The following is a 21,330-nucleotide window of genomic DNA, read 5'->3' on the forward strand; positions in this document are numbered from 1 at the left end:
TGGACATCGTGCCCTCGGAGGACTCAGGCCGATCGCAGCACGCTGAGTCCGGAATGTGTGGTCTCCTGCCACGCCGATGGTGCCGTGGCGGTCGATGCCGGTGACATGGAACGCGATGTCCCCGACGGGTTCAGGGAAGAGCGTGGTCTGCCCGTTGCGCCAGCGGAACGGCACGGCGATGCCCTGCGGATCCGCCCACCTGGAACCGGCGACGTCACCGCGGTCGATGAGGCCCGCTGCTTCGAGTTCGGTTCCGCTGCTCGGCCGGATGCGGCTGACGGATCCGTGGCGCCACAGGAACAGACCACCGTCCCAGAAGCTGCCGAGCCCAGCCGGCGCAGGCGCCGCTGGATCCGGTGCGCCGCGGAACCCGTCAGGAAGGCTTTGTGGATTCTGGTGTCGAACGCGGCAGCGGGCATCCCCGGCAGCAACGGGGAGGTGTCGCGTGGCATGGTGCTGATGTCGGCGAGGGTGACGTCGAGCTGCTCAGCGAGCCCGCCGGCGATCGCCCGGGCGATCTTCTCGGTGTTGCCGACCATCGATTCATAGACGAGCAGCGCCTTCATGACGGCCTCCTCTCACGGCGTCGGGTACTTGGCGAGGATCTCGCGCAGCCGGTCGACGTAACGCAGAGATTCGAGCCCGATCTGGATCGCTATGCCGTTGAAGCCGCCCTCGAGGGCCAACCTGACGATGTACTTCGGGTCGGCGGCGATCGGGTCGGCGAAGAAGTCCCGCGGTCCGTGCTCGAGGCCTTGGTCGTACGGCAGGAACAACGCGGTGCCGTTGCCGAGACCGTGCTTGTGGAGGATGCGGTGCAACCGGGCCTCCTTGCCCGCGCCGAGCCCGCAGCTCGAGAGCCTGAGCCGTGCGGTCATGGCAGTCTCCTTTCCCTTCACCGTCCACGTTCGTCGCGGCCACGCGTGCGGTCCAGGGTCTGACGACCCGCCCGGACGGGACTGCCGTCCTGCCGACGCGGACCGGCACGGAGAAGGGCTCAACGACTCTGCCGGGGCGCTCCCCGCATCACTAATGTCCGTTTCAAGGCACGTCCCAGCACAAGAGAGGCAGGTCGACATGGCAGGCACATTGCTTCCCTGGCCGATGGTGCGTCAGGGCGACAAGGAACACCCGGTTGTCACGTTGCAGTATCTGCTGCGCGCCCGGGGGAAGGCCATCACGGTGGACGGCATCTTCGGCGCCCGTACCGAGGCCGCCGTCCGCGATTGGCAGCGGCAGAAGGGCCTCGCGGTCGACGGGATCGCCGGCCCCAGCACCTGGCTGTCCTTGATCATCCAGGTCCGCAAGGGTGACGAGGGCGATGCCGTGCGGGGTGTCCAGGAGGAGTTCCAATTCCGGAACCTCTCCGGCGACCCGAACCGGGGGCTACAGGTGGACGGCGACTTCGGACCGAAGACGGACGCCGCCGTGCGGGCCTTTCAGACGGCGGTCCACGCCGACGTGCCGTCGATGGCGGTCGACGGGATCGTCGGCCCGATGACCTGGCAGGCGCTGGTCAGCGGAATGCTGTCTTTCTGAAACGATGCTCAGCGGGATGCCGGGTCACCTTCCGCGGGGATGGCCCGGCATCGCCGCGCCGCGTTCAGGTGCGCGGCGCCGGCTCGGCGGCGGTCTCCGGACGCTCGCCCGGCACGGGGATGACGACGACCGGACAGGTGGCCTTGCGGATGCAGTCCTCGCTGACCGAGCCGAGCACGGTGTGCCGGACCCGGCTGTGGCCGTGACTGCCGAGCACCAGCAGGTCTGCGGTACGTGCGGCGGCGCTGAGCACGTCCGCCGGGCGACCCTCGATGACCTCGCCGGCCACCGGAAGACTGGAACCGTTGCGCGCGACGAGTTCTTCGATCTCGTGGTCGAGCAGCCGGCCGGCGCGTTCGGCCTCCTCCTGCGGCTGGGTGGCCGCGATGGGCCCGTACTCCAGGCCGTCCCAGGACCAGGCGATGACCGCCTGCACGGCGCCGCCGCGGGTGGCGGCCTCCCCGGCGGCCCACTGCAGGGCGCGGCGCCCGCCCTCCGAGCCGTCGACTCCGGCGACGACCAGGTAGCTGCTGCTCATGATTCCCCCTCTCTACGGATGAAGACGCGTGGGGCGACATCCGTTCCCGGATGCCGCCCCACGCTCGCTGCCGGATTCACTTGAGCCAGGGGAGACGCTGCACGATCGGCAGGCGGCTCCAGTACTCACCGAGGCCGAGCGTGTTCCCGGCCGCGGTGAGGGCGAGCACCACGAGGACACCCGCGTAGATGAGGTGGTCGTCCATGAACGGGTTGTTCTCGGGCGGCAGGACGGCGGTCCACATGAGCACCAGCATCAGCGCGCCGGCCGCAGCGGCGATGCGCATGCCGATGCCGGCCAGCAGGGCGATGCCGATGCCGGCGAGACCGATCATGAACAGCCAGTCGGCCCAGGCCGCGCCGGCGAAGCTGTGGTAGAAGCCCTCGAACGGTCCGCTGACGGCCTTGCCGAGGAAGCCCGCGGTGGGGCTGCCGCCGTCGATCCAGGCGTTCGCCGAGGGGGTTGCGTAGCCGAGTCCGAACAGCTTGTCCAGGAAGGCCCAGAGGAACACCCAGCCGAGCGCGAGCCGCAGACCGGCGAGCAGATATCGAGTGGCCTTCTGGGCAGTGGTCTCGGTCGCGGTGCCCGTGACGGTGCGCGCCGCAGTGGTGGTCTCCGCGGCGCTCCGGCGGCTGGCGGTGGGGTTGGGGTTGGTGGCGGCGGTCATGGCTTCCACGTCCTCTCGCGATCCTTGTTCGACACTCCCATTGAGCGCCGCGGTCGGCGGCGGATGGAGAGTCCGCGTACCGTTCGGACCGGGCCTCCCGGCCCCTCTTCGCCGGGACCCGGCCGCTGCGGGGACGCCTGGCTGTTATGAACGCCGGGTCTCGCTCGCCGGTTGCCGCGCGGTCAGCACCGGGCAGTCCGCGTGATGCAGCAGCTGGATCCCGGTCGAGCCGAGCAGAGCGCCGGCGATGCTGCCGTGACCGTGGCTGCCCACGACGACGAGCTGAGCACCGTGGGAGGCGTCGGTCAGCGCCGCGGCGGAGCTGTTGTGCGACACCGTGATGTCGACCTTCACACCGGGGTGCTTGTCGCGCCACGGCGTCAGCAGCTCCTCCACGCGTTGACGCTCAGCGGCGTCCTCCACGGGCGTCGAGAACTCAGCCACCGGCACTCCCGCCATCCACAGCAGGGGCGGCGGGAGGTAGGTACGGATCACGGTGAGTGGGCGTTCCGCCCGGCGGCGGCCTCGAACGCCGTGGCCAGAACGGTGTCGGCCGCCGGCGAGTCGTCCACACCGACCGCGACGGGTCCGTCGACGACATTGCCGCGACCGCGGACGACGACCACCGGACAGGGCGCGTGGGTGGCCACCCGCCGGCTCACCGATCCGAGCAGCAGGCCGCCGAATCCACCACGGCCACGGCTGCCCAGCACGACCAGATCGGTGTCGTCGGCCGCGGCCAGCAGCCGAGGCGCCGGATTGCCGATCAGAGTGTCAGCTCCGCTGTGCCGTCGGTGCCCACCAGGATCTCCTTGGTTCCGATGACCGGGTCCCCTTTCGGCAGTTTCCCCGATGGTCGGACCCGGTCCCGTCCCGCCGGAAGTGCATCAGGTCCCGCGTGCGAGGGCCGCACGGCACGTGACCTATCGCGCCATCGGGTGATCCGCCCCGCCGGGTCGAAGGGCCCGCGAAGGAGGTGCTGCAGACTCTGCCGCTGCGCGGCCGGCACAGCGACGATCAGCTCAGGCACGAAAGGATGGGAGGTGCCGTCATGTCGTGGTTCATCCTCGTGATCCTCGCGGTGCTGGCGCTGTTGATCGTGGCCGGGCCCGTGCTCGAGGACCTGATCGACCGGATCTGGCCGCCGCACACCGATCCGGCAGCACGCCACGCCCACCGGAGATGAGGCGCGTCATGAAACTGTGGCATGTGGACGACGTCATGACCAAGGACGTCGTCACGGTGCGGGAGGGCACCCCGTACCGTGACATCGTCGATCTGGTGCTCAGTCGCCGGGTGAGCGCGCTGCCGGTCGTCAACGAGGCCGGCAAGCTGGCCGGCCTGGTGTCAGAGGCGGATCTCCTGCACAAAGTCGAGGCCGGCGGCGCGCCGCCCCGCCCCTCGTGACTGCCGAACCGTCGCTGTCCCTGGCCGCTGCTGCCCGCCGCATGCACCGTGAGCACGTCAAGCGGCTTCCGGTCGTCGACCCTTCCGGGCATCTCATCGGCATCGTGACCCGCAGCGACCTGCTCGAGGTGCACCGGCGCACAGACGGCGAGATCCGCCGTGACGTCGTCGACGAGGCGCTGCAGCACGTCATGGCGGTGAAGGGCGCCACCGTGCGGATCGAATGCGTCGACGGTGGTTGTGACCGGGCGGGTGCAGTTCCGGTCCAGCGCCGAACTGATCGCCCAGGTGATCCGGCACGTTCCGGGGGTCGTCGACGTGGCGGACGGCCTCGTGTTCGACGTCGACGACAGCCTGATCAGCGGTTCCAGGATCGGCACACCGTTCGGTGCCGCCTGAGCACAGCACCGACCGCAGGACTGTCGGTCAGGAGGAACGTCATGGCACCCTTGTCCGTCTTCGACCAGCTCGTCCTGCACCCCTTCCTCGGTGATCTCCCGACGGGCTGGCTGCGGCGCCCGGCGGCCCACGGCCGCCCGGTGCTGCGACACACGGGCTACCGGCTGTTCAGAGAAGAAAGCCCGGCCGAGCACTTCTGGCTGCTGCGTTCCGGCATCGGTGCCGGCAGCTTCGTCGGCTGGTCCTGGCTGTCGCCGCCGTATCGCTGGACCCTCGGTGCGGCTGTGGCGGAGGACTGCCACGCGATCGAGGTCGACGCCGCCCCGGTACGCCTGCTCATCAGCGCGGACCCCGCCCTCGGGCGGGAGCTCACCGCACGCTTCCTAAATGTCATGGGCAGCCGGCTGCAGGCGGCGCGACACCGGCTGACCGAGCTGTACGCCTACCCGGACCATCCCGCCGGTGCTTCCGGTCCTGGCTGAGCGGGACGGGGGACTGAGCCCCCGCCGCGCATGACCTGTGGCACTGCTCGCAGGCCGGGCCGACGCGCTGTGCTGGAAGAGAACTCAGAGGCGTCGGGAGAATGCGATGAGGTTGCTCGAGAGGCACAGGATCCAGCGCGACGACCGGCCGGCGAACGGCGCGGTCGTCGTCGGCGTGGACGACTCGGCGGCCAGCCGGGTCGCGGCGGAGTACGCCGCGGTGGAGGCGGAGTTGCGCGGGTGGGATCTGCAACTGCTGCACGTCCAGCCCGCTGGGACGACCCGGTATGCGCCGGGCGACCGAGGGGCACGAATGCTCGAACGGATGGCCGGCCGGGTGCACGGACGCGCACCGGCCGTCGCTGTCTCCAGTCACCTCGCCGTCGGTGCGGCGGCCACCGTGCTGCTCGAGGAGGTCTCCGACACCGACATCGTCGTCGTGGGGCATCACAGCGGTCCGGCGCTCGCCGCGTTCGGGATTCGTATCGAGGAGCGGGTGGCCGCCCTTCACCGGGGTCCTGCGCTGGTCGTCCCCGAGTCCGGCCGGCCTCTCGGCCCGGCACTCGCCGACCGGCCGGTCATCGTCGGCGTCGACGACGACAGGAGTCCCACGGCGGTCCTCGACTTCGCCCGTACCGAGGCGATGCTCCGCGGATGCGAGCTGATCGTCCTGCACACATCGGGTGACGGTTCCGTACCCCGGCTGTGCCACGGCGCCGTCACGGGTGATCCGGTCGAGGCGATGGTGAGCGCGTCACAACAGGCGTCGGCCGTGGTGGTCGACCGGCACGGTGCCGACGTCACCACGACGCTCATCGGCCGTGCCGCCCGCGTTCTGGTCCGTGCGTCCGCGTGCCCGGTGTTCCTCATCGGCTGAGCGACGTGCCGGCAGCTGTGGCTGCCGGAAACGGAGAGACCCGCAAGGGTCTCTCCGTTGTCACCGGGCCCGGTCGCTACGCAGATGCGACGACCGCGGGAGGCGGCGGCAGGTACTGCGGGGGTGGCGGTCCCGTACGGGGAGGCTCCACCGGTGGTTCGCCGGACGACGAGGGACCGCTGTGCCGGCGGCCCAGGGTGACACCGCCCAGCACGATCAGGCCGATGCCCAGGATGGCCAGGACGATGCCGGTACCCAGCACGCCGCCGCCGAGGGCGGACAGGTCGGGAATCTGCGCCGACGCCCGGACCCGGGTCGCCACGTCCACGGAACCGTCGGCGTTGGCCAGCACGACCGTGTAGTTGCCGTCGGCAGCCTGCCACTCCAGGGTCGCGTTCTGCGCGCCCGTGCCGGATGCGAGCCAGAAGTCCTGCTCGGGCGGCGCGGGAACAGCCCTCACAGCCCCGGCCGTCCGGTCGTAGCTGGCTCGGTCGTCGGAAACATTGACGATACTGTCCCGCGCCGTGCCGGACAGCCAGGACTCCACTTGCGCCTGACGGCCGATGCCGACGAACACGGGCTTGCCGTTCGTGCTCGCCACCGTGATGCGGACGCCACCGACGTCGGTGAGGTTGCGGGCCCAGAAGTCCCCGCCTTCGATCGTGATGCCGTCGGCGGTGATGGCGGCGGTGGAGCTGGTCGCCCGCACCACCGGGCTGGTGACGTATCCGGAGCTGTCGCGCATCCCGTCGAAGGCGAGCAGCGCGGTGCCCGCAGCGCCGAGTCCGGCCGCCGGGATCAGCAGCACCGCGCCGGCGACGAGGGCGGTCACCGCCCCGGCCACCGAGCCGGATACGGGAGGGGCCGGTTGTGGACCGGGCGCCCCTTCGGCCCGGACGGCCGGCAGTCCGGTCCGCGCCGGCCCGTCCGGGTCGTCGTCCGGTTCCGTGTCACCCTGATCCAGGCGGAAGGGCGGATAGGCGGGGGTGAGCAGAGCCAGGTACGCGACGACCCGCAGGTTCCACCGGGCCACGCCGACCAGCAGGTCGTAGAGACCGCGCGGATAGCGGGAGGTGAGCAGCAGGCTCAGGCCGGCGATGAGGATGCCCACGGTCACGACGCCCAGTGGCGCGGAGTTCGTGGTGTCGCCGTTGTCGATGGTCCAGGTCGCCGCGCCGCCGAGCGCACCGAGCAGCAGGATGTGCGGCACGGCCAGGAGCCACGCGACCAGCGGCAGCCAGCGCGGCGGCGAGGGCGTGTCCGTCAGCTGCAGCCGGGCCGGATAGTCCGGTACGTCGGCCAGGGTGAACGGTGGATACCGGTCGGTGCCGAGCGCCTGGTAGCCGTAGTAGTTGACGCGCCAGGTCCAGCGCAGCACCGCGAGATTGTAGGCGCGGATCGCCGACGGATACCTGCCGGTGAACAGGACCGCCAGATAGGCGCACAGGGTGAGCACGATGAAACCCACCCAGAGGACGGCCAGGACGAGGTAGTGCGGGATGAGCAACGCCCACTTGACGAGCCACAGCCACCGGCTCAAGGACTCGTCGCGGCGTGCCTCGACCCGCAGCGGATAGCGGTTCATGACACCTCCTGAAGGTTCGTCCTCAGCAGATCGCGCCGGGTACGCGCCCCGGCAGAGTCCGATGTCCCGTCTGCCGGCGGCGAAGGTCCGCCCCGGGCCGGCACGCCCGGGCCGGTGCTCGGCGCGCTGCTCAGGCGACGGACGAGCGCGCCCCGAAGCCGGGCACTTCGCCTCTGGTCGGGGGCGACCCCGGCGACCCAGGGTCCAGGAGGGGGCCGGGCGGGGCGCCCGTGACTCCCCTGAGCGATGGGAGGCTCGTCATGGTGCGGCGAGAAGGAGAGAAGGCCGACCAGGTCCGGGACAACGACATCGTGGTGGGCGTGGACGGCTCGCCGTCGTCGAAGGCGGCTCTGCGGTGGGCGCTCATGCAGGCCCGTCGCACCGGCGCCCGGGTTCAGGCGGTGACGTCATGGGAGTTCCCGGCCTACTACGGCATGAGTGCGGTGTTCCCGTACGAGGACTTCGCGGCCACGGCCGGGAGGATCCTCAGCGAGGCGGTCCAGCAGGCTCTGGAAGACGGCGGGCTCGACGTCCCGGTGCTGGAAACCGTGGTGGCCGGTCATCCGGCCCAGGTGCTGCTCGACATGTCGGCGCACGCGGCGCTGCTCGTGGTGGGCTCACGCGGCCACGGTGCTTTCACCGGTACGCTGCTGGGTTCGGTCAGTCAGCACTGCGCGCAGCACGCGCACTGCCCGGTGGTCGTCGTGCGGGGCAGGGGCTGAGCCGGCGGCGCCGGGACCTCGCAGGTCTTGACTTTGGTCCCAGCGCCGCACGTCCGACGGCCCGACCGCTCGCTGTGCCGGTGCGGGATCATGGAATCGGAGCCCGGTGAACTCATCGACGCCAACCTGACCGTCGACACGGCACCGCGAGTGGAACGCGTCGTGCCGCATCACCGGTCGTCAGCGACCCGGCTCGGTTGGTGATCGGGCATACGGGCCGTCGAGCGCCGCGACTCGGGACCAATGGCACTGCATACGGTGCGTTCCTGACGCTGGGATAGGGACAAGGAAGGCGTCCGGCCGGGCCCACCGAGGGCCCGGCGTCATGGTCGTCGTGTGGCCCGAAGGAGGTGCCGTCATGGCTCGTGCGCGTACCTGGACCGTCGAGATCACCATCACCGAGCACGAGGACGAGCGCCGTGCCCACGTCGGTGCCGTTGTGCGCCGGCGGCCGTCCGAGCAGGAAGGTGCCGTTGTCGGTGACGAGTCGGCCACCGCCCGGGCGCTGGCCGTTCTCGCGTACAAGGCGCTGGACGCCGGCGCGGGCGACACCGGACAGATGGCCCGCCGGCCCATGCGGTTGCTGTCCTGAAGAGGAGGCGTCATGACGGATCGGGGAAACACGACCGTGTTCCACCCCGCCTGGCGAGATCGAGCGGGGTTCTGTGGCGCCGATGTTCTGGACCAGCCGGCCGGATCGATCAGTCCGGCTCAGCGCGTGCACCTGCGTGCCGTGGCGGAACAGATCAAAATGGTGCACGACCTGTTCGCCGCCTTCGCCGACGAGTACGCGCCGTTCCCCACCGAGCTCGTCGCGGCGCAGACCCGTGAGCTGGTCGCTGTCGGTCTGCTGCTCGCACGCTATGCCGTGGCCGACCCGGGCGCGCAACTGCCTCCCGGCGTGTTCTCCGACGCCGCGGCTCAACGCGACTACGAGCGACTTCGGGCGCGCGGAAGGGCGGGGCGTTCGGCCGCGTTGCGCGTGGTCGCGACGGCTCTGCGGGAGACCGTCGCCCTCCTGGACCCGCTGCCGGCGGATCTGACCGCCCCGGACATGCGCAACGTGTATCTCCAGCTCCTCGTATCATCCCGGCGGCAGTGCCGCATCGTGCAGGCGTGGAGCGCCCGGTAGCGGCCGGCGTGCTCAGCCGCGGTACAGACCCCTGAGCCGAACGACCAGCAGGCCCACGGCGGTCCACGCGGCGACCACCATGAGATGGCCCACGGCGAAGCCCGGGTCCGGGCCGGCCGGGGAAGTGGCGGCCAGCAGCGCTGCCGAGAGGTGCTTGAGCGGGAACAGGTTTCCGACGGCGGCCAGCCAGCCGGGCATCGGCGCGTCGCCGACCATGAAGATGTCGGACACGAAACTCAGCGGCAGGAGGGTGCCGAGAGTCACCGGGACCAGCGAGGCGGCCGAGCGCAGCACGGCGACGGCGGCCAGGCCGATCGAGGCGAAGCACGCAACGCCCAGCACCAGGACGACGGCCAGGGCCGGCAACCGCGCCACGTCGATGCGGACGTCGAGGAACAGCACGGCTACCGCGCAGAGCAGCACCGTGGACAGCGCCGACACCACCAGTACGGTGCAGATCCGGCCGGCGAGGTACCACCGCAACGCGAGGGGGCCACCTAGCAGCCGCTTGAGGACACCCCTGCCACGGGCCTGGGCGACGTCCTCCGGCATGTTCACGTAGCCGGCGACCGCGATCGCATACGCCGTCATGCCCGGCAGCAGGTACTGCGCCGCGGTCAGCCCGTGCACTTCGCCGGCACCGAACACGACCGGGAACAACCCGAGCAGCAGGACCGGGAAGATCACGGCGAAGAAGACGGAGAGCGGGTCGCGCCATTGACTGGTGAGGGCGTACCGGACCTGCCCGCTGAGCAGCGCCGTAGCGGTCGGGCGGCCGGCCTCGATGGTGCGCAGACCGGGCACGGCCGGTGCCGGGCCGGCCTCCACCGGTGTGGTGGTCGCGTGAGCCGGCCTCGCCCCGCGTGGCATCCAGCCGAAACGCCACAGAGCCAGGATCGCACCCAGCAACCCCCACGCCACCATCACCAGCAGATCGCCGGGCCGGAAGCCGTACCCCCCGCCCGTCGGGTCGAAGGTCTGCGCCATCGCGCGGGCGAAGTGCCGCAGGGGCAGGGCCGATCCGATCCGGTCCAGCCACACCGGGAGATCGGCGCCGACGATGAAGACATCGGAGATGAACGCCAGTGGGATGAGGAGTCCCTGGGTGAGCGTCTGCACGACGAGCACCGTGCGGGTGACAGCGACCAGGGCGAGGCCGAGAGCCGAGAAGCATGCGATACCCACCGCCAGCGTCAGCAGCAGCGCGGGGATCTTCCGCCAGACGACGTCCACGCCGTAGAAGCCGGCGCCGACCCCGGTCAGCAACGCCGTCGCGGCCACGGACACCAAGGCCATGGCCGCCATCCGCGCGGCGAGCGCCGTCCACACCGGTACCGGCGTGCCGCGCAACCGCATCAGGACACCGCGTTCCCGCAGCCCGGCGGTGTCGGTCGCCAGCATCACGAAGGTGGCTTCGGCGACCCCGAAGACGGCGAAGGGCGCCACGAGGAACTGGGCCACCGGCACTCCCGCACCGGTCGTCTCGTTCCCGACGACGGCGGACACGATGCTCAGGAAGGCCAGCGGAAAGACGAGGGTGAAGAACGCCGACATGGGCGAGCGCGTGAATCCCCGCAAGGCGTGAACGGTCATGGTCCGCAACGGATGCGGCACCGACGGCGCAGTCCGCGCCGGAGGTCTCGTCAGTCGTTCATCGGTCGTCATCCGCCGGCTCCCCGGTGAGGCTGAGGTAGGCATCCTCGAGGACGGGTGGCGTCAGGGTCAGCGCCGGAAGCTCGAGGTGGTGGGCAGCCGCCCAGTGCGTCAGCAGGCGGGTGTCGGAGAGAGCCTGGTAAGTGTGGACGACGACTTGCGCGTCCCTGACGCTGACGGTGCCGGACATCCGGGGTAGCCGCTCCAGGGTGAAACCGGTGGGCAGCCGGAACGACAACCGGCTCGGCAACCCGCAGCGCTCCTGCAGGTCGCTCGGCCGCCCCCAGGCGACCAGACGCCCGGCCCGCAGCACCGCCACCCGGTCGGCCAGCCGTTCGGCTTCTTCGATGTAGTGCGTGGTCAGCAGGATCGTCGTGCCGAGAGCACGGAGCCGGGCGATGAGATCCCAGGCATGGTGGCGGGCCGCGGGGTCGAACCCCGTGGTGGGCTCGTCGAGGAAAAGCAGGTCGGGCCGACCCGCCAGGCCCAGGGCGAGATCCAGCCGGCGTCGTTGCCCACCGGACAACGTCTTCACCCGCGTGCGGCGCCGGTCGGTGAGGCCGACCAGTTCGGCGAGTTCGTCCGGGTCGTACCGGCGCGGATACAGCGACACCTGCAGCCTCAGCAGTTCGCCCACCGTGAACTCCTCCTCGAAGCCGGCGCTCTGCAGGACGATGCCGATCCGCTCCCGGTAGGAGCGCCCGCCGTATGCCGGGTCGAAGCCGAGGACGGACACGGATCCGCTGTCTCGGGACCGGTAGCCCTCGAGGATCTCCACCGCCGTGGTCTTGCCGGCTCCGTTGGGTCCGAGCAACGCGACCGTCTGCCCCGCCTCGACGGTGAAGCTGACCTGGTCCAGCGCCAGCAGGTTTCCGTACCGGCGGGTGAGCCCGTCGACGACGATCGCCGGCGCGTCCCCACGTGCGCCGGTTCCGGAGACGTTCATGTCGTCGCCGGCGCGCCCGCCGCGACCGGCGCCGGCTCGGCGGCACCGGCGGCGATCGCCTCGCCGGTGTGCGGATCGAAGAAGTACGCCGCGCGGAGCACGAGGAACTCCCCGTCGGCGACGGTCAGGGTGAGGTCCTCGACAGCCGTCGTGCCGCCGGGAAAGACCTTCGTCAAGTGTTCCAGCCGTACCACCGACATGGCTTGCCTCCACTCGCCGGCCGGCACTGCGCCGGCAGTCCTGTCTTCAGCGAAGCGCCGCCCGGCGTGGGCCGACAGGGCCTTCCGGCCCGTCGCCGATGCTGATGGTCCCGGAAGCGGTAGCTGTCCTGACCGCGCGATGTGGTGCCGGAGCGGCAGGAGCACCCCGTCGAGCGGCCGTACGTCTGACAGTCGTGCGGATCGGTCGACCGGATCCCACACCACCGAGTCGGGTCGAAGGTCCCTGGTTTCGCGGGCCCGCAATGGTGATCGTTGAGGCAGGTCCTCGTGGCGAGGGCCGGGACGACGTCTCGGAGGTCACGCCATGACGCACATCGGTTCCCCCCTTCCCGTTCACATCCGTACCCACGGCGCTGTCCCGCCGGAGGCCACGGACTACGCGGTGACGAAACTCGGGGCCGCTCTGCAACACGCACCGGATCCCGTGGTCGACTCGTGGGTCACCCTGGACGCGGCAGCACCCGGCGACCGGGTCGACGCCCACGTCGACATCAGCGGCGTTCACGTGCACGTGCACGCGGTCGGGGAGACGCTGCAGGAGGCCGCGGACCTCATGCAGGAGCGGCTGCGGTCCCGGTTGCGTCGGATCCGTCGCCGGCCCGCCCACGGCATGTCCGTCTCGTTCTGACCAGCCGGGACAGGCCGGACGGCCCTGCCGCCGGCCAGGCCCGGTGGGGCACCGTCGAAAGGAGGCACGCAAGCTCGAAGGAGGCGTCATGAAGGCACTCGTCTACGGCGGGCCGGGACAGCGATCCTGGACCGAGGTTCCCGATCCTCGCATCGAGGACCCGAAGGACGTGGTCATCCGCGTCGACACGGTCACCGTCTGCGGCACGGATCTGCACATCCTCGGCGGCGACGTACCCGAGGTGACCACGGGACGGATCCTGGGGCACGAGGCGGTCGGCACCGTCGTCGAGGCCGGTGCCGGCGTGAGCGCGCTCGCCGTCGGCGATCGGGTGCTGGCGTCCTGCATCTCAGCCTGTGGCGTGTGCCGGTTCTGCCGGGAGGGCAGCTACGGCCAGTGCGTCGGCGGAGGCGGCTGGATCCTCGGCCACACCGTGGACGGGGTGCAGGCCGAGTTCGCCCGTATCCCGTTCGCCGACCTGTCGACCTACAAACTGCCGTCCTCGGTGACGAACGAGGCGGCCGTGCTGCTGGCCGACATCCTGCCGACCTCGTACGAGGTGGGTGTGCTCAACGGCCGGGTCAGCCCGGGCGACACCGTGGTGGTGGTCGGTTCCGGACCCATCGGCCTGGCCGCGATCCTCGGTGCCCGGCTCTTCTCACCGGCGCATGTCATCGCGGTGGACAAGGCGGAGAGCCGGCTCCAGGCGGCGAAAGTGTTCGGCGCGGACGTCACGGTCCTGGCCGATGCCGACCCGCTCGCCGTCGTCCGCTCGCTGACCGGCGGGCTCGGCGCCGACGTGGTCATGGAGGCGGTGGGCACACCGGAGACCTTCGAACTGTGCACCACCCTGGTCCGTCCGGGCGGTCGCGTCGCGAACATCGGCGTGCACGGCAAGCCGGCCACGTTGCACCTGGAAGACCTGTGGATCCGCAACGTCACGATCACGACCGGCCTGGTGGACACGTACTCGACGCCGAAGCTGCTCGGCATGCTCGTCGCCGGGCAGCTCGACACCGGGCACATGGTCACGCACCGCTTCGCACTCGACGAGATCATGCAGGCGTACGACGCGTTCTCCCGCCCGGCGCAGAGCGGCGCGCTGAAGGTCGTGTTGTCGCGCTGAACCGGAGGGCCGGACCCGGGACGCCGGGCCCGGCCCGTACGGCCCGGGGGCCGGGCCGGAGGACTCTGTCCCCGCCGTTGTGCCGCGGGGACGATCGAGGTAGAAGGGCTCGTCGCCACAGCAGCCCGAGATGACCTGCCCCCGTTCTCGAGGCGCGCGGCACGAGCCTTCCGCCGTGAGCACGGAACGTGATCGGACCATGGGGGCGTCCGCGGTCATGAGCCGTCGCGGAGCTCCGCAAGACGCCGGGGGGTGAAGCTGATCCGGTCGAAAGCCACGGTGCAGCCGTCGCCGGTGGGTGACTGGGCTTCGAAGCCGACCCGGTGGCCGGTCATGTCGTCTCCGAGGTGGAACACGCGTATCAGCTGCCAGGTCGTGCCGTCGACTGAGGCGTGGTAGGCGTAGACCCGGTCGATACGTGAGACGCGCAGCCATACGACATGGCCCTCGACGGTGAAGGCGTTGGCGTCGTCGGAGACGCCCCGGGTGACGACGGAGACGATCATGGGCGCCGAGGACGGGGAGAACTCGAAGCAGAACTTCCCCCAGTGCGTCTCATCGGCCCACAGCAGGAGGACACCGGCGTCGTACTGGGCCCGGAAGTCCACGCTGACCCGCGCACTGAGCTGGAAGTCGCCGCCGGGTGGCAGCCCGAGCAGAGTCGCGGCGTTCAGCGTCGTCTCAGCGTCCGCGGAGTCCGCACCACCGGGATCGATGTAGAGGTCGGTGCGGGCAGGGGCCGCGGCGATCACCGCCCCTGCCGCGTCGTCATACCGCCACACTCCCGGATGTGAGGCGGTCACAGGGAAGGGGAGCGGGGATGTATCCGGTACCTGGTTCATGAAGTTGCTCCTGTCGTGGTGGCTTCGAAGCCTAGCGATGACGTGGGCCTCGTCGCGGTCCCGGAGGGCTCAGCAAAGCCCGTCCGGTCGCCAGTTGTGTGTCCGGTACGGGACCAAAGGCCCGCCAGCTCGGGCCTTTGCGGTCGGGCGGTCGAGCGCTCGGATGACAACAGTGGATGGTGAGCGGGCGGTACGCGCCCGCTCCCGACCAGAAGGATGCCGCCATGGCCGACACAGCCATCGTCACCACAGTGCCCGCCGAGGCACCGGACGAGATCGACAGCATGATCACCACGCTGGTCGAACACGGCCTCTCGGCGCTGGCCGCCTACGACGGGTTCACCCAGGAGCAGATCGACACCATCGTCGCCAAGGCGTCGGTGGCCGCGCTGAGCCGGCACACCGAGCTGGCCCGGCTGGCCGTCGAGGAGACCGGCCGGGGTGTGTTCGAGGACAAGGCCGTCAAGAACATCTTCGCCTGTGAGCACGTCCCGCACCACATGGCCGGGCTCAAGACGGTCGGGGTCGTCTCCCGGGACGAGATCAACGGCATCGTCGAGATCGCCGAGCCGGTCGGCGTGGTGTGCGCGGTCACCCCCGTGACCAATCCGACCTCCACCACGATCTTCAAGGCGTTGCTCGCCCTCAAGACGCGGAATCCGGTCATCTTCGCCTTCCACCCGGCCGCCCAGCGGTGCAGCGCCGAAGCGGCGCGCATCGTCCGCGACGCGGCGATCGCGGCGGGCGCACCGGAGCACTGCGTCCAGTGGATCGCGAGCCCGTCCGTCGCGGCGACCGGCGCCCTGATGCGCCATCCCGGCGTGTCGGTCATCCTTGCCACCGGTGGCAATGCCATGGTGCGGGCGGCCTACTCGGCCGGGAAACCCGCACTGGGTGTCGGCGCCGGCAACGTGCCCGCCTACCTGCACCGCGACGCGAAGCTCGCCCGCGCGGTGCACGACGTCGTCCTGTCCAAGTCGTTCGACAACGGCATGATCTGCGCCTCCGAACAGGCGGCGATCATCGACGCGGAGATCTATCCCGCCGCGCTGGCCGAGTTCTCCAGGCTGCACGCCTACCGGGCGACCGCGCAGGACAAGGCCAAGCTCGAGCAGTTCATCTTCGGCGCACCGGCCGGCAGCGACGACTGCGCCGAGGGGCGGCTCAACGCGGAGGTCGTCGGCCGCAGCGCCCACTGGATCGCCGAGCGGGCCGGATTCACCGTGCCGCCCGACACCTCGATCATCCTGGTGGAGGTGAGCGGCGTGGGTCCGGCCGAGCCGCTGACCCGGGAGAAGCTGTGCCCGGTCCTGGCCGTGCTGCGGGCCGAGTCGACGCAGCAGGGCTTCGACCACGCCGCCCGGATGGTGGAGTTCCACGGCCTGGGACACAGCGCCGTGATCCACACCGAGGACGAGGCCGTCGCCGAGGCATACGGCCGGCAGGTCAAGGCGGTCCGGATCATCTGGAACGCACCGGCCTCCCAGGGCGGCATCGGCGACATGTACAACGCCTTCCTGCCCTCCCTCACCCTGGGTTGCGGCAGCTACGGGCGCAACTCGGTGTCCCACAACGTCACGGCCGTGGATCTGATAAACATCAAACGGATCGGCCGGCGCAGCAACAACCTGCAATGGTTCAAGGTGCCGCCGAAGATCTACTTCGAGCCCAACTCGATCCGGTACCTGGCCGACATGCCCGACGTGCGGCGGGTCACCGTCGTGACCGACCACACCATGACCCGGCTCGGCTACGTGGACCGGATCATCACCGTGCTGCAGCGCCGGCCGGAGCGGGTCGCCCTGCAGATCATCGACGACGTCGAGCCCGAGCCGAGCCTCGCGACCGTGGACCGCGGCGCGGAGCTGATGCGCTCCTTCCGGCCGGACACCATCATCGCGCTCGGCGGCGGATCGGCGATGGACGCGGCGAAGGTGATGTGGCTGCGCTACGAGCACCCCGAGGTGGTCTTCTCCGACATGCGGGAGAAGTTCTTCGACGTGCGCAAGCGTGCCTTCACCTTCCCCACCCTGGGCGAGCGGGCCCGGCTCGTGTGCATCCCCACCACCTCGGGCACCGGTGCGGAGGTCACCCCGTTCGCCGTCATCACCGACGGCACGACCGGCAAGAAGTACCCCCTGGCCGACTACGCACTGACGCCCAGCGTCGCGATCGTCGACCCGGTGCTGGCCGCCGACCTGCCGCCGGCGATCACCGCGGACAGCGGATTCGACGCGCTGACCCACGCGATCGAGTCGTACGTGTCCGTCTACGCCAACGACTTCACCGACGGGCTCGCGCTGCAGGCGATCAAGATGATCTTCGGATACCTCGGCCGGGCCGTCGACGACGGCCCGAAAGATCCGGAAGCCCGCGAGAAGATGCACAACGCGGGCACCATTGCCGGCATGGCGTTCGGCAGCGCGTTTCTCGGCATCGTGCACGCCATGTCACATACCCTCGGCGCCACCTTCCACATCGCGCACGGCCGCACCAACGCCGTCCTGCTGCCGCATGTCATCCGTTACAACGGCTCGGTGCCGGCCAAGCTCACCGGCTGGCCCAAGTACGAGAGCTACCGGGCCCCCGAACGCTTCCAGGACATCGCCCGGATGCTCGGCCTGCCAGCCGCCACGCCCCAGGAGGGGGTGGAGTCGTTCGCTCAGGCGGTGGAGCAGCTGCGCCGCGACGTCGGGATCCAGGAGTCGTTCCAGCAGATCGGCGTCGACGAGCAGGCCTTCCTGGACGCAATGCCGCAGCAGTCCTTGAACGCCTACCAGGATCAGTGCGCGCCGGCGAACCCGCGGATGCCCATGCTCGACGACATGCAGGAGATCATGCGAGCCGCGTACTACGGCAAGTGACCGGACCAAAGTCCCGGCCATCCCGGTCCGTCGGCCGTTCTCCCGGGCCGGGGCCGGGCCTACCGTCCAAGGTATGCACACCGACGTGTCGGACCCGCAGCAGCTTCCCGTCGTGGTCGCTATCGACCAGGCCCGGGAGCACCTGGCCATCGTCGATCTCGGGGTCGAGGAGGCGACGCGACGCCAGGCGTCCCTGGCCATCGTGCACGTCTGGCCGAGTCGTTACAGCGCGACGACGCGCACCCGCAGCCCCATCCCCACCGAGGCGGACAGCCGGCATCTGCTCGAACTCGCGGCGCGGCGTGCTCGCCATCAGGCACCCCGGTTGCGCGTCAGCACCGAACTGCTCAGCGGAAGGGCCTCCACCGTGCTGACCGAGCGGTCGGCCGCGGCGCGGCTGCTGGTGGTGGGCCATCGTGACGAAGCGCTGACCCAGCCGAGCTGGGGGTCGACCGCGACGTACCTCGCCCATCAGAGCGTCTGCCCGCTGCTCGTGCACCGCGGAACCGCCCCGCAGCGCGGGCCGGTGGTGCTGGCGGCGTCGGGTCAGCAACGGTCCACGTCGACTGTGGCGTGCGCATACGAGGAAGCGGACCGGTACGGGTCGCGCCTCGTCGCGCTGCACGTGGTGGCCTCGTCATCCGGTGCGGAGCCCACCGCCGACGGCGATCTCGCTGCCGGGCGCGCGCAGGCCGACCGGCAATTGGCCGAGGCGCTGACCGGCTGGGCCTGGACCTGCCCGGACGTGGTCGTCGAGCGTCTGGTCGTGCAGGACATCGATGCCGGCTACACCCTGCAGCGTGCCGCCCGGCGGAGCCGTCTCCTGGTTGCCGGGATGGGGCGCACCGGCCGATTCGCCGAACTCGTCTACGGATCACTGGGTATTGCGGCCATGCGCGGTGCCGTCTGTCCGGTGCTGCTGATCCCGCCCGGCTGGCGCGTCCGGCCCACGAACGAAACGGCCGGTTCCGCGGCGATGCTGAGCGGGAACGTGGCCTAAGCCTCTGCTCTGCCGCGCCGGAGGTCCCGCACCCTCAGCCGGTGATCGGGACCTTCCACACCACCGTCGTGCCGCCGGCGTCGCCGGGCCCGGCTTCGAAGGTCCCGCCGAGGTCATGGGCCCGTTCGCCCATGTTGACGACCCCTCCCCGGGCGCGGCCGGGATCCATGCCGACACCGTTGTCCTCGACGATGACCACGACGGATCCGTCGGCGGCGCATATCGACACCCGGGCCGTCGTCGCATCCGCGTGTCGCGCGACGTTGGAGAGCGCCTCTCGGACCACCGCCAGGATCTCCGGAGCTATGTCGTCGGGCACGGCGCTGTCGACCGGCCCCGAAACGTCCAGCACCGGGCGGAAGCCGAGCGTCTCGGCGGCTGCCTCGACGGCATCCCGCAACTCTGTGCGCAGGGTGGTGCCGACCGGGGCGCGTAGTTCGAAGATCGAGCGGCGGATGTCGCGGATCGTGGCGTCGAGGTCGTCGACGGCGGCATTGATGCGCTTGACGGTGTCGGGGCGGACAGCTTGCGGTGCGATGGCCTGTAGCTGCATCCCGGTGGCGAACAGCCGCTGGATGACGACGTCGTGCAGGTCGCGGGCGATGCGCTCGCGATCCTCGAGCACGACGAACAGTTCCCGCTCGTCCTGGGCGCGGGCCCGTTCCAGTGCGAGAGCGGCCTGACCGGCGAAGCTGGACAGCATGGTGGCGTCATCGGCCGGGCGTGCTGCCCGTCCGGCCTGGTGCGCGACGATGAGGACGCCGTGCAGGGTGTCGACGGCTGTCAGCGGCGCCGCCAGGGCCGGTCCGTCCGGAACGACGCCGGGCCACTCGGCAGCCGCCCGTAGGTCCTCGACCAGAGTGAGGGTCTCCTGTCCGAAGACCTTCACCGTCTCGTCGTCCACCGGCAGCGTCCGCCCGACCAGCTCCGCCGAGGCCGCGTCGCTGCCGTCGGCTACCTCGATGGTGTACCGGTGGGCGTCCTCGTCGTACAGCAGCACCAGCACCAGGTCGGCTTCGGACACCTCCCGCGCCCGGCGGGCGATCAGTTGCAGGGCTTCGGTGCGTCGTACCGTGCCGAGCAGCACGGACGTGATCTCCGCAGCGGCGGCGAGCCAGCGCTCACGGCGCCGGGCGAGGGCGAACAGGCGTGCGTTGTCGATGGCGACCCCGGCCGCGGCGGCCAGCGCACCGACGATCTCCTCGTCATCGTCGCTGAACTCGTCGGCGCCCTGTTTCTCGGCGAGATACAGGTTGCCGAAGATCTGGTCGCGGGTGCGCACCGGTACGCCGAGGAAGCTGTGCATGGGCGGGTGGTGCGGCGGGAAGCCGAAAGAACGCTGGTGCCGGGTGATATCGGGCATCCGGACCCGCTGCGGATCGGTGATCAGCAGACCGAGCACACCCCGGCCTCGGGGGAGGTCACCGATCTCGGCGTGCGCCTCCGGGTCGATGCCGTGAGTGATGAAGTCGGACAACAGCTGGTCCTCACCGAGCACACCGAGCGCGCCGTACCGCGCGCCGGCGAGCGCGCACGCCGACTTCACGATGCGCTGCAGCGTGCTGCGCAGGTCGAGGTCGGTGCTGATACCGACGACCGCGTCGAGCAGCGCCCTCAGCCGCTCCCGGCTGGTCACGACGTCGCCGACGCGGTCGAGCATCTCCTGCAGGAGCTCGTCGAGCCGGACCCGTGACAGCGGACCCAGCCCGAGCGAAGGCGGATCGAGCCGTTCATCCGTGCTGCGGTTGCCGACCATGAGCTGATGCTATCGGCCATCGGCTTGATCAGGCGCCGGGCAGTTCGCGGACGACAGCCACGGTGCAGGCGGAGTGGTGCAGCAGGTGCTGACTGACCGAGCCGAGCACCATGCCGCGGACGGCGCCCCGGCCCCGGGTGCCCACCACCAGCAGCTGAGCGGTCGTGCTGGCCAGCGCCAGGGCGTTGGCCGGGTGATCCACGACGGCCTCGGCGCTGATGTCCAGGTGCGGGTACTTGTCGCGCCAGCCGGCGACGAGCTCGTCGAGTGGGCGTCGCTCCTCGGCGGTGACGGTGCGTGTGACCAGGGCGCTGTTCTCCCAGATGCCGGTTACCGGCCGCCAGGCGCGGATCACCCGCAGCGGTACGCCACGCGCCACGGCCTGCTCGACCGCGAAGTCGAGCGCAAGGTGTGCCGACGGAGAGTCGTCCACGCCGACCACCACCGGCCGGGTCGCCGCGGCGTCGCCGCGGACCACGATCACCGGGCAGTGGGCGTGCGCGCTGACGGCTACGCTGACCGAGCCGAGGAGGCCGGCCACGGCGCTGTGCCCGCGGCTGCCCACCACGATCAGGCCGGCGTCGGCGGAACGCTCGATGAGCATCAGTGCCGTGCTCGCCTGGACGATGGAGATCTCGGTGCGGACCCCGGGATGGGTCTGCTTCGCCGCGGTGACGGCCTCGTGCAGGCTGCCCTTGATGGCCCGGTCGGTCTCGCCGTCCGGCCACACCGCGGGCGCGGGGATGGTCGACGCCGCCGGTGCCCATTCCGGCCATTCGTAGGCGTAGAAGAACTCGACCAGGGCGGCGGTGCGGGCGGCCTCGTCGAGCGCCCAGCGGGCGGCAGCCCGGGCGTCGGCCGACCGGTCGTATCCGACGATGATTCGCTTGGCGGTCATGGCGGTACTCCTCTTCGATGGTCCTGCCCTCATCGTCGTATCCGTCGA

26 protein-coding genes are annotated in these 21,330 nt (G+C 70.6%); 13 read left to right on the forward strand and 13 right to left on the reverse strand.

Annotation, left to right across the window (positions count from 1 at the left end):
• Positions 1–23: 23 nt before the first annotated feature.
• Together Aau02nite_RS38320 and Aau02nite_RS38325 are read right to left on the reverse strand one after the other, a co-directional pair.
• The gene (locus tag Aau02nite_RS38320; RefSeq protein WP_212993552.1) at positions 24–566 is read right to left on the reverse strand and encodes a hypothetical protein; all 543 of its coding nucleotides are present in this window, start codon (positions 564–566) and stop codon (positions 24–26) included.
• Between the two features lie 12 nt (positions 567–578).
• Complete coding sequence (locus Aau02nite_RS38325; RefSeq protein ID WP_246595759.1) at positions 579–878, reverse strand: beta/alpha barrel domain-containing protein; 300 nt, start codon at positions 876–878, stop codon at positions 579–581.
• A gap of 199 nt (positions 879–1,077) precedes the next feature.
• Here Aau02nite_RS38325 and Aau02nite_RS38330 point away from each other — a divergent pair, with 199 nt between their 5' ends.
• Complete coding sequence (locus Aau02nite_RS38330) at positions 1,078–1,539, forward strand: peptidoglycan-binding domain-containing protein (RefSeq protein WP_212993553.1); 462 nt, start codon at positions 1,078–1,080, stop codon at positions 1,537–1,539.
• A gap of 64 nt (positions 1,540–1,603) precedes the next feature.
• Here the strand turns inward: Aau02nite_RS38330 and Aau02nite_RS38335 are convergent, their stop codons facing one another.
• From Aau02nite_RS38335 to Aau02nite_RS38350, 4 genes are all read right to left on the reverse strand, one after another.
• Complete coding sequence (locus tag Aau02nite_RS38335; RefSeq protein WP_212993554.1) at positions 1,604–2,077, reverse strand: universal stress protein; 474 nt, start codon at positions 2,075–2,077, stop codon at positions 1,604–1,606.
• Between the two features lie 76 nt (positions 2,078–2,153).
• Positions 2,154–2,753: a hypothetical protein gene (locus tag Aau02nite_RS38340; RefSeq protein ID WP_438841214.1), complete on the reverse strand. Its 600-nt coding sequence runs from the start codon at positions 2,751–2,753 to the stop codon at positions 2,154–2,156.
• A gap of 135 nt (positions 2,754–2,888) precedes the next feature.
• Positions 2,889–3,188, reverse strand: a complete 300-nt coding sequence (locus Aau02nite_RS38345) for a universal stress protein (RefSeq protein WP_246595760.1) — start codon at positions 3,186–3,188, stop codon at positions 2,889–2,891.
• A gap of 47 nt (positions 3,189–3,235) precedes the next feature.
• Positions 3,236–3,457, reverse strand: a complete 222-nt coding sequence (locus Aau02nite_RS38350) for a universal stress protein (RefSeq protein WP_246595761.1) — start codon at positions 3,455–3,457, stop codon at positions 3,236–3,238.
• Positions 3,458–3,795: 338 nt separating this feature from the next.
• Between Aau02nite_RS38350 and Aau02nite_RS47585 the strand changes: the two genes are divergently transcribed.
• The 5 genes from Aau02nite_RS47585 to Aau02nite_RS38365 all read left to right on the forward strand — a co-directional run bounded on the left by Aau02nite_RS47585 (position 3,796) and on the right by Aau02nite_RS38365 (position 5,909).
• Complete coding sequence (locus Aau02nite_RS47585) at positions 3,796–3,930, forward strand: hypothetical protein (protein WP_281421147.1); 135 nt, start codon at positions 3,796–3,798, stop codon at positions 3,928–3,930.
• Between the two features lie 8 nt (positions 3,931–3,938).
• Positions 3,939–4,151 carry a CBS domain-containing protein gene (locus tag Aau02nite_RS46940; RefSeq protein ID WP_246595762.1) on the forward strand — a complete coding sequence of 71 codons (213 nt, stop codon included), beginning with the start codon at positions 3,939–3,941 and terminating at the stop codon, positions 4,149–4,151.
• Between the two features lie 240 nt (positions 4,152–4,391).
• The gene (locus Aau02nite_RS46950; RefSeq protein WP_246595769.1) at positions 4,392–4,550 is read left to right on the forward strand and encodes a hypothetical protein; all 159 of its coding nucleotides are present in this window, start codon (positions 4,392–4,394) and stop codon (positions 4,548–4,550) included.
• A gap of 41 nt (positions 4,551–4,591) precedes the next feature.
• Entirely contained in the window at positions 4,592–5,032 is a 441-nt protein-coding gene (locus Aau02nite_RS38360; RefSeq protein WP_212993556.1) for a cyclic nucleotide-binding domain-containing protein, read from the forward strand.
• A gap of 106 nt (positions 5,033–5,138) precedes the next feature.
• The gene (locus Aau02nite_RS38365; RefSeq protein ID WP_212993557.1) at positions 5,139–5,909 is read left to right on the forward strand and encodes a universal stress protein; all 771 of its coding nucleotides are present in this window, start codon (positions 5,139–5,141) and stop codon (positions 5,907–5,909) included.
• 76 nt (positions 5,910–5,985) lie between these two features.
• Here the strand turns inward: Aau02nite_RS38365 and Aau02nite_RS38370 are convergent, their stop codons facing one another.
• Positions 5,986–7,494 carry a DUF4389 domain-containing protein gene (locus tag Aau02nite_RS38370; protein WP_212993558.1) on the reverse strand — a complete coding sequence of 503 codons (1,509 nt, stop codon included), beginning with the start codon at positions 7,492–7,494 and terminating at the stop codon, positions 5,986–5,988.
• Between the two features lie 260 nt (positions 7,495–7,754).
• On the opposite strand from Aau02nite_RS38370, the gene Aau02nite_RS38375 reads away from it, so the two are divergent.
• The 3 genes from Aau02nite_RS38375 (at position 7,755) to Aau02nite_RS38385 (ending at position 9,348) form a co-directional block, all read left to right on the forward strand.
• The gene (locus Aau02nite_RS38375; protein WP_212993559.1) at positions 7,755–8,216 is read left to right on the forward strand and encodes a universal stress protein; all 462 of its coding nucleotides are present in this window, start codon (positions 7,755–7,757) and stop codon (positions 8,214–8,216) included.
• A gap of 358 nt (positions 8,217–8,574) precedes the next feature.
• Positions 8,575–8,808, forward strand: a complete 234-nt coding sequence (locus Aau02nite_RS38380) for a dsRBD fold-containing protein (RefSeq protein ID WP_212993560.1) — start codon at positions 8,575–8,577, stop codon at positions 8,806–8,808.
• 12 nt (positions 8,809–8,820) lie between these two features.
• Positions 8,821–9,348, forward strand: a complete 528-nt coding sequence (locus Aau02nite_RS38385) for a DUF2202 domain-containing protein (protein WP_212993561.1) — start codon at positions 8,821–8,823, stop codon at positions 9,346–9,348.
• A gap of 12 nt (positions 9,349–9,360) precedes the next feature.
• On the opposite strand, the gene Aau02nite_RS38390 is transcribed toward Aau02nite_RS38385, so the two are convergent.
• Genes Aau02nite_RS38390 through Aau02nite_RS38400 form a run of 3 tightly spaced genes read right to left on the reverse strand, consistent with a single transcriptional unit; the run spans position 9,361 to position 12,147 of the window.
• Entirely contained in the window at positions 9,361–10,941 is a 1,581-nt protein-coding gene (locus tag Aau02nite_RS38390) for an ABC transporter permease (RefSeq protein ID WP_212993562.1), read from the reverse strand.
• A gap of 58 nt (positions 10,942–10,999) precedes the next feature.
• Positions 11,000–11,947 (reverse strand): ABC transporter ATP-binding protein, encoded by a 948-nt coding sequence (locus tag Aau02nite_RS38395; RefSeq protein WP_212993563.1) that lies wholly within the window; start codon positions 11,945–11,947, stop codon positions 11,000–11,002.
• The gene (locus Aau02nite_RS38400; protein WP_212993564.1) at positions 11,944–12,147 is read right to left on the reverse strand and encodes a hypothetical protein; all 204 of its coding nucleotides are present in this window, start codon (positions 12,145–12,147) and stop codon (positions 11,944–11,946) included. The genes Aau02nite_RS38395 and Aau02nite_RS38400 overlap by 4 nt, the downstream gene beginning before the upstream one ends.
• 325 nt (positions 12,148–12,472) lie before the next feature.
• On the opposite strand from Aau02nite_RS38400, the gene Aau02nite_RS38405 reads away from it, so the two are divergent.
• Both Aau02nite_RS38405 and Aau02nite_RS38410 read left to right on the forward strand, forming a co-directional pair.
• Positions 12,473–12,796, forward strand: a complete 324-nt coding sequence (locus Aau02nite_RS38405) for an HPF/RaiA family ribosome-associated protein (protein ID WP_212993565.1) — start codon at positions 12,473–12,475, stop codon at positions 12,794–12,796.
• A gap of 88 nt (positions 12,797–12,884) precedes the next feature.
• Positions 12,885–13,922, forward strand: a complete 1,038-nt coding sequence (locus Aau02nite_RS38410) for a zinc-binding dehydrogenase (protein WP_212993566.1) — start codon at positions 12,885–12,887, stop codon at positions 13,920–13,922.
• A 215-nt stretch (positions 13,923–14,137) separates the two neighbouring features.
• On the opposite strand, the gene Aau02nite_RS38415 is transcribed toward Aau02nite_RS38410, so the two are convergent.
• Positions 14,138–14,704: a DUF1349 domain-containing protein gene (locus Aau02nite_RS38415; RefSeq protein WP_246595763.1), complete on the reverse strand. Its 567-nt coding sequence runs from the start codon at positions 14,702–14,704 to the stop codon at positions 14,138–14,140.
• Positions 14,705–14,988: 284 nt separating this feature from the next.
• Between Aau02nite_RS38415 and adhE the strand changes: the two genes are divergently transcribed.
• Positions 14,989–17,628, forward strand: coding sequence for a bifunctional acetaldehyde-CoA/alcohol dehydrogenase (gene adhE, locus Aau02nite_RS38420; protein ID WP_212993568.1), 2,640 nt, complete (start codon positions 14,989–14,991; stop codon positions 17,626–17,628).
• Positions 17,629–17,701: 73 nt separating this feature from the next.
• Positions 17,702–18,628 (forward strand): universal stress protein, encoded by a 927-nt coding sequence (locus Aau02nite_RS38425; protein ID WP_212993569.1) that lies wholly within the window; start codon positions 17,702–17,704, stop codon positions 18,626–18,628.
• 34 nt (positions 18,629–18,662) lie between these two features.
• Here Aau02nite_RS38425 and Aau02nite_RS38430 read toward each other — a convergent pair whose 3' ends face one another.
• Both Aau02nite_RS38430 and Aau02nite_RS38435 read right to left on the reverse strand, forming a co-directional pair.
• The gene (locus Aau02nite_RS38430; protein WP_246595764.1) at positions 18,663–20,384 is read right to left on the reverse strand and encodes a GAF domain-containing sensor histidine kinase; all 1,722 of its coding nucleotides are present in this window, start codon (positions 20,382–20,384) and stop codon (positions 18,663–18,665) included.
• Between the two features lie 28 nt (positions 20,385–20,412).
• Positions 20,413–21,282, reverse strand: a complete 870-nt coding sequence (locus tag Aau02nite_RS38435; protein WP_212993570.1) for a universal stress protein — start codon at positions 21,280–21,282, stop codon at positions 20,413–20,415.
• Between the last annotated feature and the right edge of the window lie 48 nt (positions 21,283–21,330).

Origin of the sequence: Actinoplanes auranticolor (genome assembly GCF_018332655.1) — a bacterium.
Classification (GTDB): domain Bacteria; phylum Actinomycetota; class Actinomycetes; order Mycobacteriales; family Micromonosporaceae; genus Actinoplanes; species Actinoplanes auranticolor.

Excerpts from the sequence above, each read along its gene's own strand:
- Aau02nite_RS38320 (WP_212993552.1), bottom strand. The coding sequence starts at position 566 with ATGAAGGCGCTGCTCGTCTATGAATCGATGGTCGGCAACACCGAGAAG.
- Aau02nite_RS38325 (WP_246595759.1), bottom strand. The coding sequence starts at position 878 with ATGACCGCACGGCTCAGGCTCTCGAGCTGCGGGCTCGGCGCGGGCAAG.
- Aau02nite_RS38330 (WP_212993553.1), top strand. The coding sequence starts at position 1,078 with ATGGCAGGCACATTGCTTCCCTGGCCGATGGTGCGTCAGGGCGACAAG.
- Aau02nite_RS38335 (WP_212993554.1), bottom strand. The coding sequence starts at position 2,077 with ATGAGCAGCAGCTACCTGGTCGTCGCCGGAGTCGACGGCTCGGAGGGC.
- Aau02nite_RS47585 (WP_281421147.1), top strand. The coding sequence starts at position 3,796 with ATGTCGTGGTTCATCCTCGTGATCCTCGCGGTGCTGGCGCTGTTGATC.
- Aau02nite_RS46940 (WP_246595762.1), top strand. The coding sequence starts at position 3,939 with ATGAAACTGTGGCATGTGGACGACGTCATGACCAAGGACGTCGTCACG.
- Aau02nite_RS38360 (WP_212993556.1), top strand. The coding sequence starts at position 4,592 with ATGGCACCCTTGTCCGTCTTCGACCAGCTCGTCCTGCACCCCTTCCTC.
- Aau02nite_RS38365 (WP_212993557.1), top strand. The coding sequence starts at position 5,139 with ATGAGGTTGCTCGAGAGGCACAGGATCCAGCGCGACGACCGGCCGGCG.
- Aau02nite_RS38370 (WP_212993558.1), bottom strand. The coding sequence starts at position 7,494 with ATGAACCGCTATCCGCTGCGGGTCGAGGCACGCCGCGACGAGTCCTTG.
- Aau02nite_RS38375 (WP_212993559.1), top strand. The coding sequence starts at position 7,755 with ATGGTGCGGCGAGAAGGAGAGAAGGCCGACCAGGTCCGGGACAACGAC.
- Aau02nite_RS38380 (WP_212993560.1), top strand. The coding sequence starts at position 8,575 with ATGGCTCGTGCGCGTACCTGGACCGTCGAGATCACCATCACCGAGCAC.
- Aau02nite_RS38385 (WP_212993561.1), top strand. The coding sequence starts at position 8,821 with ATGACGGATCGGGGAAACACGACCGTGTTCCACCCCGCCTGGCGAGAT.
- Aau02nite_RS38390 (WP_212993562.1), bottom strand. The coding sequence starts at position 10,941 with ATGACCGTTCACGCCTTGCGGGGATTCACGCGCTCGCCCATGTCGGCG.
- Aau02nite_RS38395 (WP_212993563.1), bottom strand. The coding sequence starts at position 11,947 with ATGAACGTCTCCGGAACCGGCGCACGTGGGGACGCGCCGGCGATCGTC.
- Aau02nite_RS38400 (WP_212993564.1), bottom strand. The coding sequence starts at position 12,147 with ATGTCGGTGGTACGGCTGGAACACTTGACGAAGGTCTTTCCCGGCGGC.
- Aau02nite_RS38405 (WP_212993565.1), top strand. The coding sequence starts at position 12,473 with ATGACGCACATCGGTTCCCCCCTTCCCGTTCACATCCGTACCCACGGC.
- Aau02nite_RS38410 (WP_212993566.1), top strand. The coding sequence starts at position 12,885 with ATGAAGGCACTCGTCTACGGCGGGCCGGGACAGCGATCCTGGACCGAG.
- adhE (WP_212993568.1), top strand. The coding sequence starts at position 14,989 with ATGGCCGACACAGCCATCGTCACCACAGTGCCCGCCGAGGCACCGGAC.
- Aau02nite_RS38425 (WP_212993569.1), top strand. The coding sequence starts at position 17,702 with ATGCACACCGACGTGTCGGACCCGCAGCAGCTTCCCGTCGTGGTCGCT.
- Aau02nite_RS38430 (WP_246595764.1), bottom strand. The coding sequence starts at position 20,384 with ATGGTCGGCAACCGCAGCACGGATGAACGGCTCGATCCGCCTTCGCTC.
- Aau02nite_RS38435 (WP_212993570.1), bottom strand. The coding sequence starts at position 21,282 with ATGACCGCCAAGCGAATCATCGTCGGATACGACCGGTCGGCCGACGCC.